The sequence below is a fragment of the Nocardia sp. BSTN01 genome, assembly GCF_015354405.1.
Taxonomy (GTDB): Bacteria; Actinomycetota; Actinomycetes; order Mycobacteriales; family Mycobacteriaceae; genus Nocardia.
The window spans coordinates 1-14927 of the sequence record NZ_JADKYP010000093.1; the positions used below are offsets into that span (position 1 = coordinate 1).

The following is a 14927-nucleotide window of genomic DNA, read 5'->3' on the forward strand; positions in this document are numbered from 1 at the left end:
TTGTGCGGGCGCGCTTACGATCCGCGCTTCGTGTTCGCCTGGCCCAGTGCGAAATCCGCGGTGATGGGCGGTGCGCAGCTGGCGGGTGTGATCTCGATCGTGGGCCGGGCCGCCGCCGAGGCGCGCGGCCAGGCGTTCGACGAGGAAGCCGACAAGGGCATGCGCGCGATGATCGAGGCCCAGATCGAGGCCGAATCGCTGCCGATGTTCATGTCGGGCCGGCTCTACGACGACGGTGTGATCGACCCCCGCGACACCCGCACGGTATTGGGAATGGCGTTGTCGGCCATCCACAATGCCCCGATCAAGGGCGCCGAGGGCTTCGGCGTCTTCCGGATGTGAGGTCTGAGATGACAGTAGGGCCGATCACGAACGTTCTGGTCGCCAACCGCGGGGAGATCGCCCGGCGCGTATTCGCGACCTGCCGGCGCATGGGCATCGCCACGACCGCGGTGTATTCCGACGCGGATGCGAACGCACCGCATGTGGCCGAGGCCGATGCGGCGATCCGGCTGCCCGGCAACACACCCGGCGAGACCTATCTGCGCGCCGATCTGATCATCGAGGCCGCCCACGCCGCGGGCGCCGACGCGATTCATCCGGGGTACGGATTCCTTTCCGAGAACGCGGAATTCGCTCGCCGGGTGATCGATGCGGGCTTGGCGTGGGTGGGCCCGCCGGTCGCGGCGATCGAACAGATGGGTTCGAAGGTCGAATCCAAGAAGATGATGGACGCCGCGGGCGTCCCGGTGCTGGCCGAACTCGATCCGGCCGAGGTCACCGAGGCCCTGCTGCCCGTCCTGATCAAGGCGTCCGCCGGTGGTGGCGGGCGCGGTATGCGGGTGGTGCGCTCGCTGGCGGAACTCCCGGATCAACTCGAGGCGGCCCGGCGCGAGGCGGAATCGGCCTTCGGCGATCCGACGGTGTTCTGTGAGCGGTACCTCGAAACCGGCCGCCACATCGAGGTACAGGTGATGGCCGATACCCACGGCCGGGTCTGGGCGGTGGGTGAGCGGGAATGTTCGATTCAGCGTCGGCATCAGAAGGTGGTCGAGGAAGCGCCGTCGCCGTTGGTCGAGCGGGTCGCCCCGATGCGGGAGCGGTTGTTCGAGGCGGCCCGGCTCGCCGCCGAGGCGATCGGCTACGAAGGCGCGGGCACGGTCGAATTCCTCGCCGACGAGCAGGGCGATTTCTTCTTCCTGGAGATGAACACCCGCCTGCAGGTGGAACATCCGGTCACCGAATGCACCACCGGCCTCGATCTGGTCCGGCTGCAACTGCAGGTGGCGCAGGGCTACCGGCTGCCGCAGGAGCCGCCGCCGATGCGCGGCCACTCCATCGAGGTGCGGCTGTACGCGGAGGATCCGGCACACGACTGGCAGCCGCAGAGCGGTACGGTGCATCACATCGAATTCGCCTCGGGCACAGCGGAATTCACCGTCCTCACCGAGGCCGGTCTGCGGCTGGACTCCGGTGTGGTGGACGGCTCGGCGGTCGGGGTGTTCTACGACCCGATGCTGGCCAAGGTCATCTCCTACGCCGACACTCGCAAGGAAGCGGCGCATCTGCTGGCGACGGCGTTGCAGCGGGCCCGCATCCACGGACTGGTCACCAACCGCGATCTGCTGGTGCGGGTGCTGCGGCATCCGGCCTTCCTCGCCGGTGACACCGATACCGCGTTCTTCGCCACTCACGGCCTGGAAAAGCTTGCCGCGCCGCTGGTTTCACCCGGCGACGAGGCGCTGTCCGTCGTCGCCGCGGCGCTGGCGGACGCGGCCGCCAACCGAGCGCGAGCGCGCGTCGGGGCGGCGCTGCCCAGCGGCTGGCGCAACCTGCCCTCACAGGCGCAGAGCAAGTCCTACGAGAGCCGGGTGTCGGGCACGCACGAGGTGCGTTACCGCCTCACTCGCTCCGGACTCGAGGTCGAGGGCCACGAGGGGCTCGAACTGATCGAGGCCACACCGGATGTCGTGGTTCTCGGCGTGCCCGGCGAGCGTGGCTCGGTGCGGCGGCGGTTCGAGGTCGCGCGTTACGGCGATCTGGTGGCGGTCGATTCGCCGCTGGGCCCGGTCGCGGTGCGCAGGCTGCCGCGTTTCTCGGACCCGGCCGACCAGGTCACGGAGGGATCGTTGCTGGCGCCGATGCCGGGTTCGGTGATCCGGCTGGGCGCCGAGGTCGGCACCGCCGTCGAGAAGGGCCAGCCGATCCTCTGGCTCGAGGCCATGAAGATGGAGCACACCATCGCCGCCCCGGCCGACGGTGTGCTGACCGAACTGAATGTGGTGGCGGGACAACAGGTCGACGTCGGCGCCGTGCTGGCGGTCGTCCAGGCCGAAGCCACCGCGACACCGGCCGAAGCCGCCGCCGAATAGCGGCCCACTACAGGAGAATGTCCATGAGTTTCATCGAGACCGACGAACAGAAGCAGCTGCGGGCGGCCGTCGCCAAGCTCGCCGCGAAGTACAACTACCGCGACTACGTCTCCGCCAAGGCGCGCCGCAACGAGCCGCTGGACGAATTGTGGGACGAGGCGGGCAAACTCGGCTTCCTCGGCGTGAACCTGCCGGAGGAGTACGGCGGCGGTGGCGCCGGAATCTACGAACTGGCGCTGGTGATGGAGGAACTGGCCGCCCAGGGCGCGGGGCTGCTGCTGATGGTGGTCTCGCCGGCGATCTGCGGCACCATCATCACCAAGTACGGCACCGAGGAGCAGAAGCAGTACTGGCTGACCCGGCTGGCCGACGGCTCGTCGAAGATGGTGTTCGGCATCACCGAGCCCGACGCCGGCTCCAACTCGCACAACATCACCACCACCGCGCGCCGCGACGGTGGCGACTGGATCCTCAACGGCCGCAAGATCTTCATCTCCGGTGTGGATCAGGCCGAGGCGGTGCTGATCGTCTCGCGCACCGAGGATTCCAAGACCGGCAAGCTGAAGCCGGCGCTGTTCATCGTCCCGACCGATACTCCCGGCTTCGAGAAGAACCGCCAGGAGATGGACATCATCGAGCCGGACAACCAGTTCACGCTGTTCCTCGACGATGTGCGCCTACCCGGCAGCGCGCTGGTGGGCCAGGAGGACGCCGCGATCGCGCAGCTGTTCGCCGGGCTGAATCCCGAGCGCATCATGGGTGCGGCGATGGCGGTCGGCATGGGCCGCTACGCCATCGACCGGGCGGTCGAATACGCCCGGGAACGGCAGGTCTGGAAGACGCCGATCGCGGCGCACCAGGGCATCTCACATCCGCTGGCCCAGGTGAAGATCGAACTCGAACTGGCCAAGCTGATGATGCAGAAGGCCGCCGTACTCTACGATTCCGGCGACGACTTCGGTGCCGCGGAGGCCGCCAATATGGCGAAATACGCTGCGGCGGAGGCGAGTATCAAGGCCCTGGATCAGTCCATCCAGACCCACGGTGGTTCGGGCCTGACCGCGGACATCGGTCTGGCGGGCATGCTCGGCGCGGCGCGGATCGCGCGAGTGGCTCCGGTGAGCCGGGAAATGATCCTGAACTTCGTCTCCCAGCACTCGCTGGGGCTGCCGAAGTCGTACTGAGCGGCGACCGGCCGGGCCGCCCCGCGCGGCCCGGCCGGAGGACACCACCCGAACCGGACGAGGAGGATTGCACACGTGAGCGAAACCACCGGCACCGAAACCACGGGTACCGAGACCACCGGTACCGAAACGCCTTTCGTGCGGTACGACCTGCGCGACGGCTTCGCGGTACTCACGCTGGATTCACCGCACAATCGGAATGCGTTGTCCTCGAAGCTGGTTCGCGAACTGCTCGACGGACTGCGCAAGGCCGGGGCCGACGAGCAGGCCCGCGGGGTGATCCTCACCCACACCGGTAACACGTTCTGCGCCGGCGCGGACCTCAAGGAAGCGCTCGACGCCGATCCGGCCGCGGCCGCCGACATCCGCACCGGATGGATGATCGACGTGCTGCGCGGCATCGTGGAACTGCACAAACCGGTGGTCGCGCAGATCGACGGCAACGTGCGCGCGGGCGGAATGGGTATCGTCGGCGCCTGCGATATCGCGGTCGCCGGACCGTCGAGCAGTTTCGCGCTCACCGAGGCGCGGCTGGGCCTGGCGCCGTTCATGATCTCGCTCACGCTGCTGCCGCGGCTGACCTCCCGGGCCGCCGCCCGTTACTACCAGACCGGCGAGACCTTCGACGCGGCCGAGGCCGAGCGCATCGGGTTGATCACCGTCGCCGCCGACGATGCCGCCGCCGAGGTCGCCCGGCTGTGCGGCGCATTGCGCAAGGGATCCCCGCAGGGGCTGGCCGAAAGTAAGCGGCTGGTGAATGCGTCCCTGGTCGCCGAATTCGATCGCACCGCCGATGAGCTGGCCAAACGCTCCGGCAGTTTCTTCGGCACGCCCGAGGTGATCGAGGGGATGACAGCCTTCTTCCAGCGCCGCCCACCCAGCTGGGCAGAATGAACCGATCATGACCGCATCGCACGAACCCAAGCAGGACCGCAGCCGGGCCACCCGGCAGCGATTGCTCGAGGCCACCATCGACTGTCTGGCCGATATGGGCTGGGCGGCGGCCACTGTCGCGGTCGTCGCCGAACGGGCCGGGGTCTCGCGCGGGGCGGCTCAGCATCATTTCCCCACCCGCGAGGATCTGATCACCGCCGCCCTCGAGTACATGTTCGACACCCGGATGGCACAGGCCAAGACCGAGGCGGCGGCCGTGACCGAGGTGGCGCAGGGTGTCGGCCGCACCGAGGCGGTGGTGGCGCAGCTGGTCGAGTCCTATACGACTCCGCTGTTCAAGGCGGCGCTGCAGGTGTGGACCCATGCCGCGGCGGATCCGGTATTGCGCGAACGCATCGTGCCGCTCGAGGCGCACTTCGGCCGGGTCTCGCACCGATTGGCCGTCGAGGCGCTCGGCGTCGACGACTCCGATCCGGTCGCCCATCACCTGGTGCAGGCCACCCTCGACATGGCCCGCGGCCTGGGGCTGGCCGATGTCCTGACCGACGACTCGGTCCGCCGCAAGCAGATCGTGCACCAGTGGGCGGTAACCCTGCACATGGGACTGCACACGCCACACTGACATCACGCCCGCCGGTGGGAACAGCGCTGCTGGGAAGGGTGCTGGGCTGCGCTAGCGTAATCGGGCAATGCATCAGATGGAGAGCGAGGGGAAATCGATCATGGATTCGGGTTCTGCGGCAGCTCTGGAAGGTATCCGGCAGGGATATCTCAACGGCGATCCGGTGGCGACCGCGTTGTTCATCCCACTGTTCTTCATCGCCGGAATCTTCGGCCTCATCCAGGGGCGGCCTTTCTGAGACCGCGAATGTGAGCACCCGATTTGGTGCCGTCGCCCGGGACCGATAAGCTGACCGGGCTCCGGTTGCCGGAGCGCAGTTCTCGGCCCCGTCGTCTAGCGGCCTAGGACGCCGCCCTCTCAAGGCGGTAGCGCGGGTTCAAATCCCGTCGGGGCTACAACCACGCGATGCCCGCCCTCTTCGAGGGCGGGCATCGTCGTTTCCGGGGGCAACTGTCGCCGGCGCGCTCACCGCGGGGCGGTCAAGTCGTAGATCGTCACCCCGTCCACGTTCTGTGCGGTGAAGTGGTTACGCACCCAGGCGGTGATCCGCACGGCCGTCGAATCCTGCGCACCGTCGCCCGGTCCGCGATCCGCACCGTCGACGAAGTAGTGGATGTCGAGCGCCGCGACGTGGTCGCGGAACTGATCCAGGGTCGGGGAGGGATCGCTGCCGTTGAATCCGCCGATCGCCATCACCGGCAATTGGGTGGCGAGCTGATATCCGGCCGCCCGATTCGAGCTCACGGTCGCCGCGACCCATTCGTAGGCTTCGCCGTCGCGGTCCAGGAGGGCGGTCAACGTCTCGCTCGGTGTGCTGACCTGCATCGCGTTGCCGCCGGGGTTGTCGCGACCCCAGGGGCCCACCGCGAGACCGCCCGCCCGGCCACCGTGGTCACCGGCCCGCACGAAACCCTCGGCGCCCGAACTCTGCTCCCACGGCATCCGCATACCCGCGGGAAAACGCATGGGCATCCTGGGCCCGGCGCTGGGAATCGGCCCGGTATGCGCGGTCGCGACGGTGTCGACGGTATAGGCGAGCGGCCCCGCGACACCGGCCACGCCCGCGGCGATCGCCAGCGCGACAGCGATCCGCCGCGGCGCCGGAAACAGCAGTGCGACGGTGACCACGATCCCGCCGACAAGCACCAGCCAGCGCAGCCACGGCACGAATTCGAGATTGCGCGACAACAACATCCACGCCGTGGCGGTCGTCGTCGCCATCGTCACCGTGGCGACTACGCGGACCCAGGTCCGTTCCCGATGCCGCCACAGCATCGTGATGCCCGCACCGACGAGTGCCGCGATCGCCGGGGCCAGCGCCACCGTGTAGTACTGATGGAAGATGCCCCGCATGAAGCTGAACACCAGGGCGGTCACCACCAGCCAACCGCCCCACAGTACGAGCGCGGCGCGCTGGGGATCGGTGCGGGATGCCTTGCCGCGCAGCACTATTGCCGCGACGAGCAGGATCAGCGCGGCCGGGAGCAGCCAGGCGATCTGTCCGCCCTGGGCCGGCTGGAACAACCGGGTAATCCCGCTTTCGCCCCGGAATCCGCCGCCGGGCGGCCCGAGGCTGCCGACCTCGTCCCCGTTGAGCCGGCCCAGTCCGTTGTATCCGAAGGTCAGTTCCAGTACCGAATTATGCTGGGAGCCACCGAAATACGGCCGAGAATCTGCCGGCCACACTTCGGCGAGCAGAATCCACCAGCCGGCGGCGGCGACCATGGCCGCCGCCGCGGCGCCCAGTTGCGCGATTCGCTTGCCCAGGCGCGGCGGGCCGGCGATCAGGTAGGTGGTCGCGAGCGCGGGCACCACCAGCAGCACCTGCAATTGCTTCGCCAGGAAGCCGAATCCGACGAAGGCGCCGCACAGGATGAGCCACCGCAGCCGCCCGTTCTCGAGTGCGCGCGTCATCGCCCAGCATGCCGCCACCATCAGCAGGACCAGCAGGGCGTCCGGATTGTCGAACCGGAACATCAGGGCCGCCACCGGTGTCACGGCCAGCACCGTGCCCGCGAGTAGTCCGGCCACCGGCCCGAACGGCCGGCGCACGGTCGCCCACAGCAACGCGACCGCGCCCACGCCCATCAGCACCTGCGGCACCAGCAGGCTCCAACTGGACAGCCCGAACGCCCGTACCGCCAGATCCATCGGCCACAGGGCGGCCGGGGTCTTGTCCACGGTGATCGCATTCGCGGCATCCGAGGAACCGAAGAGAAACGCCTTCCACGACACCGAACCTGCCTGTGCCGCAGCCGCGTAGAAGGCGTTCGCCCACCCGTTGGCACTCAGATTGCACAGGTAGGCGATGGTTGTCGCGAGCAGGAGGACGGTCAGCGCCGGCCGTTCCCATCGGCGCCGATCCGGGACCGGCGCCGGCGGTGCGGCCGATGCGGACCCGGACATCGGCCGGGTGAGGGTTGTGGTCACCGTGGCTGGGTCGAAACCCGCGCGGTCGCGATGTCCTCGACGGCGCTGCCGGCGACCGCATTGCGGAAAACCCAGCGCAGCCCCACGAATCGGGTCAGCGTCGCCACCAGATTCGCGACCACCAGCACCAGCAGTTCCACGTGCACGGACGCGTCCGGCGCCCACCGGTGCAGCGCGAACAGCGAACCGCTGGTCAGCAGCCAGGCGAAGGCGAAGATCAGCAAGCCCTGGAAGTGGTGGGAGACCGCGTTGCCCGAACCGCGCACGCCGAAGGTGAAGGCGCGGTTCGCCGCGGTGTTGGCGACCGCGGTGATCAGCAGGGCGGCGAAGTTCGCGGGCTGGGCGCCGACCACGGACTGCAGCATCACATACAGGAGCATGTAGGCCAGCGTGGAGAGCACACCGATGATGCCGAAGCGCACCAGCTGCCCGACCATGCCCAGCGGCACCCCGTCCACCAGCGGTTCCCGTCCGATGGCGGCGCGCAGTTCGTTGATCGGCAGGGCGCCGGTGGCCAGCCCGCGGCCCACCCGCCACACGCCGAGCAGATCCTTGCGGGCGGTGTCGACGATGTCCACGCGGCTGTCCGGATCGTCGATCCAGTCCACCGGAACCTCGTGGATGCGCAGCCCGGCGCGTTCGGCGATCACCAGCAGTTCGGTGTCGAAAAACCACTCCCCGTCCTGGACCAGCGGCAGGATGCGGCGCGCCACATCGGTGCGCATCGCCTTGAATCCGCATTGGGCGTCGGAGAACCGGGCCTGCAGTGAGGCCCGCAGGATCAGGTTGTAGCAGCGGGAGATGATCTCGCGCTTGGGGCCGCGCACCACGCGCGAGGATTTCGCCAGCCGGGTGCCGATCGCCAGATCGGAATGTCCGGAGACCAGCGGGGCCACCAGCGGCAGCAGGGCGTTGAGGTCGGTGGACAGGTCGACGTCCATATATGCGACGACCTGTGCGTCGGAGGCCTCCCACACCGCACGCAGCGCGCGTCCGCGGCCCTTGCGGTCGAGGTGGACGACCTCGACCTCGGGCAGCTCCGCGGCGAGTTCGTGCGCTACGGAAAGGGTGGAGTCGGTGGATGCGTTGTCCGCCACCGTGATTCGGGTCGAGAACGGGAAACCGTCACGCAGGAATGCGTGCAGCCGGCGGACACATCCGGCGAGATCGCGCTCCTCGTTGTACACAGGGATCACGACCTCGAGCACCGGTGTGCGCGTCGAGTCGGGGGTGGTGGCCGCCTGGAACGCCATCGCTGTCTCGGTCATGATCCCAATCTCGGGGATCAGCCTTGGGCAGCGCTGCGTCCGACCTGTGAGCTTCCTGGGAGCGCGCCGGTTCGTCCGACCTGGTCGTGAGGCGAATTCAGTTTTCGCGCAGCCGCCACAGCGGTGACACCGGACCGTGGCCGGCGCCGAGGTCGTAGGCATCCTTCAGGCAGCGCGTGGTCCACTCCTTGGCGAATGCCACCGCCTCCGGCACCTGATAGCCGTGCGCCAGGGCGCAGGCGGAGGCGGCGGCCAGGGTGTCGCCGCCGCCGTGATCGTTGCCGGTCGTGATGCGGGGTGCGGTGAGCTCGTGGAAGCGGTCGCCGTCGAACAGCAGATCGGTGCTGAATTCGGAGGAGCGCAGATGGCCGCCCTTGACGACGGCCCAGCGCGGGCCGAGTGCGATCAGCGCCTCGGCGGCCTTGCGGGCGCTGCGGTCGTCGGTGACGGTGATGCCGGTGAGCAGCCGCACCTCGTCCAGATTCGGGGTCACCAGCGTGGCGCGCGGAATGAGGACCGAGCGCAGTGCGTCCAGAGCTTCCGCGTGCAGCAGCGGGTCGCCGTGCATGGAGGCCGCCACCGGGTCGACCACCAAGGGCACTGTGCCGTCGCGTCCGATACCGACCTCGTCGCAGACCTGTGCCACGGCCTCGATGATCGCGGTCGAGGCCAGCATGCCGGTCTTGGCCGCCGCGACCCCGATATCGCCGGTCACCACCCGCACCTGATCGGCGACGGTCTGCGGCGGAATCTCGTGGAAACCGCTGACCCCGACCGAGTTCTGCACCGTCACCGCGGCCACCGCCACGCACGCATGGACGCCGAGCAGTGCCATGGTCCGCGAATCGGCCTGAATTCCGGCCCCACCCCCGGAGTCGGTTCCGGCGATCGTCAGCACCCGGACCGGCGTAGTGCCCGGTTCCGGCAACGGCAGCAGTTTCACGAGACAGACCCTACGACGCGCCGGCACGCGACCGCAGTGTGGTCGTCCACGCGGCCGTGCTGACGGCGCATTACGCCGATGCGGGAGTACGGACGCGTACGGTCGGGCCAACAGGATCATTCGGATCCTGCCGAACAAAGGACCCTCATGTCCGATAAATCTCCGCGCAGCACCATGTCCAAGAAATCCGGCAAGTCGCTGAAGGAGAAGCGAGCGGAGAAGAAGGCCAAGGGCGTGACCCCATCGGGTGTGGAGACCACGGTCGACGGGAAGAAGCAGCGGTAGGGCACCCCGGCTGAGCAGTCGGCACGACTGCTCAGCCGCCGGGGGATTCACCGGACCCGGGCGAAGAACGTCCGGATGTCGCCGACCAGCACCTGCGGCGCCTCGTGCGCGGCGTAGTGTCCGGCCGCGTCGTTGGGGCCGCCGGTCACCGATGCCACGTCGTAGGAATTCCAGCTGACGATGTTCTCGTGGTCGCGCTCGGCGAACCGGCGGATCGACCGGAAATCCCCGGCGAACATGGCCAGCGCGGTCGGGGTGGTGGTCGGCCCGGACGGACGCTCGGTGGCGTGGGCGTTCTCGTAGTAGAACCGGATCGAGGAGGCCGCGGTGCCGGTGAGCCAGTACAGCGCGATATTGCCGATCACGAATTCCGGATCGAGACTTTCGCCGAAAAGCTGTGCGTTCCAGCCCAGCAGCCCGAGCGGAGAGTCGCTCAGCGCGTAGGCCAGCGTCTGGGGCTGCTGGCTGCACAGGATGTTGAACGCCATCTTGTTGTCCTGGAACCACTGCAGGTGTGCGAGCGCCCCCAGATCCTCTTCGGACAGTCCGTCGAATTCGGCCGGGTCGCCGGAGGGGAAGGAGAACAACTGCGTCACGTGCACACCCACCACGCGATCGCCGGCCAGCCGGCCGATCTCCGGGGAGATCATCGACCCACCGTCGTTGCCGATGGCGCCGAAGCGCTGGTAACCGAGCCGGTCCATCAGCTCCACCCAGGCGCGGGCGGTGCGCTGGGTGTCCCAGCCGGTGCTGCGGGTCGGGCCGGAGAAGCCGAAGCCCGGCAGCGACGGCAGGACCACGTGGAAGGCCGGATGGTCGGGGGATTCCGGTTCGGTCAGCGCCTCGATCACGTCCAGGTACTCCAGCACCGAACCGGGCCAGCCGTGGGTGAGGATGACCGGTAGCGCATCCGGACGCGACGAGCGGACGTGCAGGAAGTGAATATCCTCGCCGTCGATCTGCGTGCGGAACTGCGGATGCGCATTCAGTCGCGCTTCCGTTGCGCGCCAATCGAAGTCGTTCAACCAGTACTTCGCCAGCGCGCGCACCCGATCGCCCGGCACACCGTAGGCGTCAGCGACGCCGGGTAGCTCGTCCGGCCACAGCGCCCGGTGCAGCCGGTCGGCGAGGTCGTCGAGGCGGTCTTGCGGGATGTCGATGTGGAACGGGCGGATGGTCATGATCGTCTCCATTTCGGAACGGAATGTTTCGTTCTGTTAGAACCGTATCAGAACGGATCATTCCGTTTCAAGTGTTACGCTGAAACCATGCCGAAATCAGCCGATTCCCCAGCTCACCAGGCGCTTCCCGGTCGCAAGGCGCAGGCCGCACGCAACGACGGGATCATCCTCGATGCCGCGCGCGCGGTCTTCCTCGCCGATGCGACCGCCCCGATCTCGGCCGTGGCCGAACGGGCCGGTGTGGGAATCAGTGCGTTGTACCGCCGCTATCCGAGTAAGGAGGCGCTGCTGCGCACGCTCTGCTACCAGGGTTTGTGCCGCTACAACGCCGAGGCCGAGGCCGCGCTCGAGTCGGCGTCCGACGCCGACGTGCTCGCCGAATTCCTGCGCCGGGTGGTCGACGCCGATGTGCATTCGCTGACCGTGCGACTGGCCGGCACGTTCACCCCGGACGAATCGTTCGCGCCTCAGGTGCGACGCTCCGCGGAGCTGAACGAGGAAATACTGCGCCGGGCGCGGGTTTCCGGCGCCGTCCGCGACGGAGTGACGATCGCCGATCTCAGCCTGGTCCTGGAGGCCTGCGCCGCGATCATCCTCCCCGACGCCACTCGAACCGCACAGTTGCGCCACCGCATACTCGCGCTGCTGCTCGACGGACTGCGCACCCCCGGCGAACTCCCCGGTCCCGCACCGCAACCCGACGATTTCGTCGCGCGCTGGCAGCCCCGGAAGTAGCGGCGACGCCACGGCGGGCGCCGATGGAGCGGCGTGGGTAGCCGCCGAGATCACCGGTCGGCGGAACCGGCGCCGACCCACCTGCCGAGTGCCGTGCTCAGCCCCTCGGTGGTGGAAGTGCTTGCGGCCCAAGCGATATACCCGTCCGGCCGGATGAGGGTGTACACGGGCGCCGGAACGGAGCCGAATCCGGGGATGATCCATTCGGTGGCCGGATCCGTGGCGCACACGATCTCGACGCGATCCTTCCATGCGCTGATATCGGGAATCTCGGCGGCGTTGCGTACCAACAGAATCGGGTATCCGGAACGCATCAGCTCGTGCACGCGGGTGGCCCCGTCGGCGGTCGCGATATCGGCGTCCGGCACGCGCCGGCCGCACAGTGGGTGCTCGTCCCCGCAGTCGTAGCGGATGTCCAGTGCGGTGATCATGAGCCCGAGGCGGTGGCGCACCTCGTCGATGTCGAAAAGGTCGGACATGCTCTCGCGCAACGCGTCTGCGTGCGCACCCGGTCGGGACAGCGCCGTCTGGGCGCGCGTATTCCGCAGTACACGCGCGGCGATCGGATGGCGTTCGGATTCGTAGGTGTCCAGCAGTGCGTCGGAGGCGTTGCCGCGCAGCACGGCCGCGATCTTCCAGCCCAGATTGACCGCATCCTGCAGCCCCAGATTCTGGCCCTGGCCACCGGCCGGGAAATGGATGTGCGCGGCGTCGCCCGCGAGGAACACCCGGCCGACGCGGTAGCGATCGGCCTGCCGGGCGGCATCGCCGTAGTGGGTGACCCACCGCGGGCTGTGCATGCCGAAATCGGTGCCCGCGAGTTCGGTGAACGCGTCGCGGAATTCGTCGAAGGTCAACGAACTGCCACGTTCGCGCACCCGGTCGTGGCACTGGGCGATCAACCGGTACCACCCGGGCTCGAACTGGATCACCGAATAGTCGCCGGTCGCGCCGCGGGCGCCGAAGAACGGCTCGGCGGGCGGAGCGGCGAGTTCGACGTCGGCGATCATGCCCGTCACCGTCGCGTCCGTACCATCGAATCCGATGCCCGCGAGCTTGCGCACCGAACTGCGCCCGCCGTCGCAGCCGACCAGGTAGACGGCGCGAATCCGGCGGGGACGGCTCCCGCCGACCTCGACGTCCACCCCGGAATCGTCCTGGCGGAAACCGATGACGGGCGAATCCCACTGCACGGGCGCGCCGGCCGCCGTCGCGTGGCGGTCCAATTCGCGCTCGATCACCGACTGCAATACCGCGAGGGTGTAGGGGAAACGGGTGTGGAAATCGCCGAAGTCCAACGGGAGTCCGCCGAAGTGGCCGCGCGGCAGTGTGCGCCCCTGTCGCAGGAGGTCGTCGAGCAGGCCGCGCTGGTCGAGGATCTCCATGGTGCGCGCGTGGATACCTCCGGCCCGGGATTCACCGGTGCGCGCCGGCAGCGCGTCCAGTACCTCCACCGCGACCCCGGCCAGTCGCAATTCGTACGCCAGCATCAGCCCGGTAGGTCCGCCACCTGCGACGACTACATCCGTTGTCCGCACGACCCGCTCCTTAACGTTGTTAAATCCTTAACGTCGTTAAGGACACCAGAACATTGTTAAGCTGTCAAGCAATCGACTGGGAGGTGCGATGAAACTCGACGCCAACGCCATCGGCGCGGCCGCGCTGGAGCTGCTGGACGAGACCGGGCTCGACGGGCTGACCATGCGCAAGGTGGCGTCGGCGCTGAATGTGCAGGCGCCGGCGCTCTACTGGCATGTCAAGAACAAGCAGGAACTGCTCGATGTGATGGCGCGCGCGGTCTTCGCCGCCGCGGTCGACCGCGTGGAGGGGCCGCGCCGGGGCGAGACCTGGCAGGACTGGATCGCCGAACTGGCCGGGCGCCTGCGCGGTTCGATGCTGCGGCACCGCGACGGCGGCCGACTGCTCGCCGGTACCTTCATCAGCGACGAATCCATGTGGCGCACCATGGAATTGACCCTACGCACGCTGGAGGACGCGGGGTTCTCCGCCGACGAGGCCGGGTGGGTCTTCCCGATCGTCCTGCATTACACGGTCGGATTCGTGATCGAGGAGCAGGCCCGCACCGGTACGGATTACGGTGCCGACAACCCCTATGCGCACATCGACCGGGCGGTCGACCCCGATCGCTATCCGCGCACGGCGAATCTGGTCACGAAGCTGTCCGCCGTAGATCCGGACGACGAATTCGACCACGGCGTCCGCGTGATCCTCACCGGCATCCGGACGCTCGCGAACATCGAGCGATGAGCTGGCATCCGCGGGCCGGCGGCACATCTGCGGCGCCGACGCCCACCCTGGCGGCGGGCGGCGTCGGCGCGCGCAGCGCAACGGCAATGCCGTTACGGCACAACAGCTTTCGCTGTCACGACACGACCGGCAGGTAGACCTTTCCGCCGGCCTCGGCGAATTCGGCCGACTTCTCGGCCATACCGGCCTCGATGGCCTCCACGTCGGTGAGCCCCTGCTTCTCCGCGTACTCGCGCACATCGGCGGAGATGCGCATCGAGCAGAACTTCGGGCCGCACATCGAGCAGAAGTGCGCGGTCTTGGCGGGTTCGGCGGGCAGCGTTTCGTCGTGGTACTCCCGCGCGGTGTCGGGGTCCAGCGACAGCGCGAACTGGTCGTGCCAGCGGAATTCGAAGCGCGCCTTGGACAACGCGTCGTCGCGTTCCTGCGCCCGCGGATGCCCCTTGGCGAGGTCGGCCGAATGCGCGGCGATCTTGTAGGTGATCACGCCGGTCTTCACATCGTCGCGGTTGGGCAGCCCCAGATGTTCCTTCGGGGTGACGTAGCAGAGCATCGCGGTGCCGGCCTGCGCGATGATCGCCGCGCCGATCGCCGAGGTGATGTGGTCGTAGGCCGGTGCGATATCGGTGGCGAGCGGGCCCAGCGTGTAGAACGGCGCCTCCTCGCACAGTTCCTCCTCGAGCCGCACGTTCTCTACGATCTTGTGCATCGGGACGTGGCCCGGGCCCTCGATCTTCAGATCGTA

General features: G+C 68.3%; 15 protein-coding genes and 1 tRNA gene. 10 read left to right on the forward strand and 6 right to left on the reverse strand.

Features of this window, described 5'->3' with window-relative positions:
• From IRT45_RS34560 to IRT45_RS34590, 7 genes are all read left to right on the forward strand, one after another.
• Positions 1-342, forward strand: a 342-nt coding sequence (locus IRT45_RS34560) for a carboxyl transferase domain-containing protein (protein WP_305082335.1), incomplete at its 5' end; no start/stop codon positions are given.
• Between the two features lie 8 nt (positions 343-350).
• Positions 351-2372, forward strand: a complete 2022-nt coding sequence (locus IRT45_RS34565) for a biotin carboxylase N-terminal domain-containing protein (protein ID WP_194809971.1) — start codon at positions 351-353, stop codon at positions 2370-2372.
• Positions 2373-2395: 23 nt separating this feature from the next.
• Positions 2396-3556: an acyl-CoA dehydrogenase family protein gene (locus IRT45_RS34570; protein ID WP_063001166.1), complete on the forward strand. Its 1161-nt coding sequence runs from the start codon at positions 2396-2398 to the stop codon at positions 3554-3556.
• A gap of 75 nt (positions 3557-3631) precedes the next feature.
• The gene (locus tag IRT45_RS34575; RefSeq protein WP_194809972.1) at positions 3632-4450 is read left to right on the forward strand and encodes an enoyl-CoA hydratase family protein; all 819 of its coding nucleotides are present in this window, start codon (positions 3632-3634) and stop codon (positions 4448-4450) included.
• A gap of 7 nt (positions 4451-4457) precedes the next feature.
• A complete protein-coding gene (locus IRT45_RS34580) occupies positions 4458-5072 on the forward strand; it encodes a TetR/AcrR family transcriptional regulator (protein WP_063001165.1) in 615 nt (204 codons plus the stop codon).
• A gap of 100 nt (positions 5073-5172) precedes the next feature.
• Positions 5173-5310, forward strand: a complete 138-nt coding sequence (locus tag IRT45_RS34585; RefSeq protein WP_157104452.1) for a hypothetical protein — start codon at positions 5173-5175, stop codon at positions 5308-5310.
• An 84-nt stretch (positions 5311-5394) separates the two neighbouring features.
• Positions 5395-5467, forward strand: a tRNA-Glu gene (locus tag IRT45_RS34590).
• A gap of 70 nt (positions 5468-5537) precedes the next feature.
• Here IRT45_RS34590 and IRT45_RS34595 read toward each other — a convergent pair.
• From IRT45_RS34595 to thiD, 3 genes are all read right to left on the reverse strand, one after another.
• On the reverse strand, positions 5538-7502 hold the full coding sequence (locus IRT45_RS34595; protein WP_375540185.1) for a glycosyltransferase family 39 protein: 1965 nt from the start codon (positions 7500-7502) through the stop codon (positions 5538-5540).
• Positions 7499-8755: a bifunctional glycosyltransferase family 2/GtrA family protein gene (locus tag IRT45_RS34600; RefSeq protein ID WP_228535911.1), complete on the reverse strand. Its 1257-nt coding sequence runs from the start codon at positions 8753-8755 to the stop codon at positions 7499-7501. Before IRT45_RS34600 ends, IRT45_RS34595 begins: the two co-directional genes overlap by 4 nt.
• Before the next feature lie 112 nt (positions 8756-8867).
• Complete coding sequence (gene thiD, locus IRT45_RS34605) at positions 8868-9713, reverse strand: bifunctional hydroxymethylpyrimidine kinase/phosphomethylpyrimidine kinase (protein ID WP_194809974.1); 846 nt, start codon at positions 9711-9713, stop codon at positions 8868-8870.
• A gap of 147 nt (positions 9714-9860) precedes the next feature.
• Between thiD and IRT45_RS34610 the strand changes: the two genes are divergently transcribed.
• Positions 9861-9998 carry a hypothetical protein gene (locus IRT45_RS34610; protein WP_086006982.1) on the forward strand — a complete coding sequence of 46 codons (138 nt, stop codon included), beginning with the start codon at positions 9861-9863 and terminating at the stop codon, positions 9996-9998.
• A gap of 47 nt (positions 9999-10045) precedes the next feature.
• On the opposite strand, the gene IRT45_RS34615 is transcribed toward IRT45_RS34610, so the two are convergent.
• Positions 10046-11179 carry an epoxide hydrolase family protein gene (locus tag IRT45_RS34615; RefSeq protein ID WP_194809975.1) on the reverse strand — a complete coding sequence of 378 codons (1134 nt, stop codon included), beginning with the start codon at positions 11177-11179 and terminating at the stop codon, positions 10046-10048.
• An 87-nt stretch (positions 11180-11266) separates the two neighbouring features.
• Here IRT45_RS34615 and IRT45_RS34620 point away from each other — a divergent pair, with 87 nt between their 5' ends.
• The gene (locus IRT45_RS34620) at positions 11267-11914 is read left to right on the forward strand and encodes a TetR/AcrR family transcriptional regulator (protein WP_194809976.1); all 648 of its coding nucleotides are present in this window, start codon (positions 11267-11269) and stop codon (positions 11912-11914) included.
• 50 nt (positions 11915-11964) lie between these two features.
• On the opposite strand, the gene IRT45_RS34625 is transcribed toward IRT45_RS34620, so the two are convergent.
• A complete protein-coding gene (locus tag IRT45_RS34625; protein ID WP_309241287.1) occupies positions 11965-13452 on the reverse strand; it encodes an FAD-dependent monooxygenase in 1488 nt (495 codons plus the stop codon).
• Positions 13453-13540: 88 nt separating this feature from the next.
• On the opposite strand from IRT45_RS34625, the gene IRT45_RS34630 reads away from it, so the two are divergent.
• Complete coding sequence (locus tag IRT45_RS34630) at positions 13541-14182, forward strand: TetR/AcrR family transcriptional regulator C-terminal domain-containing protein (RefSeq protein WP_194809977.1); 642 nt, start codon at positions 13541-13543, stop codon at positions 14180-14182.
• A 115-nt stretch (positions 14183-14297) separates the two neighbouring features.
• Here IRT45_RS34630 and IRT45_RS34635 read toward each other — a convergent pair.
• Positions 14298-14927, reverse strand: a 630-nt coding sequence (locus IRT45_RS34635) for a phosphomethylpyrimidine synthase ThiC (protein ID WP_194809978.1), incomplete at its 5' end; no start/stop codon positions are given.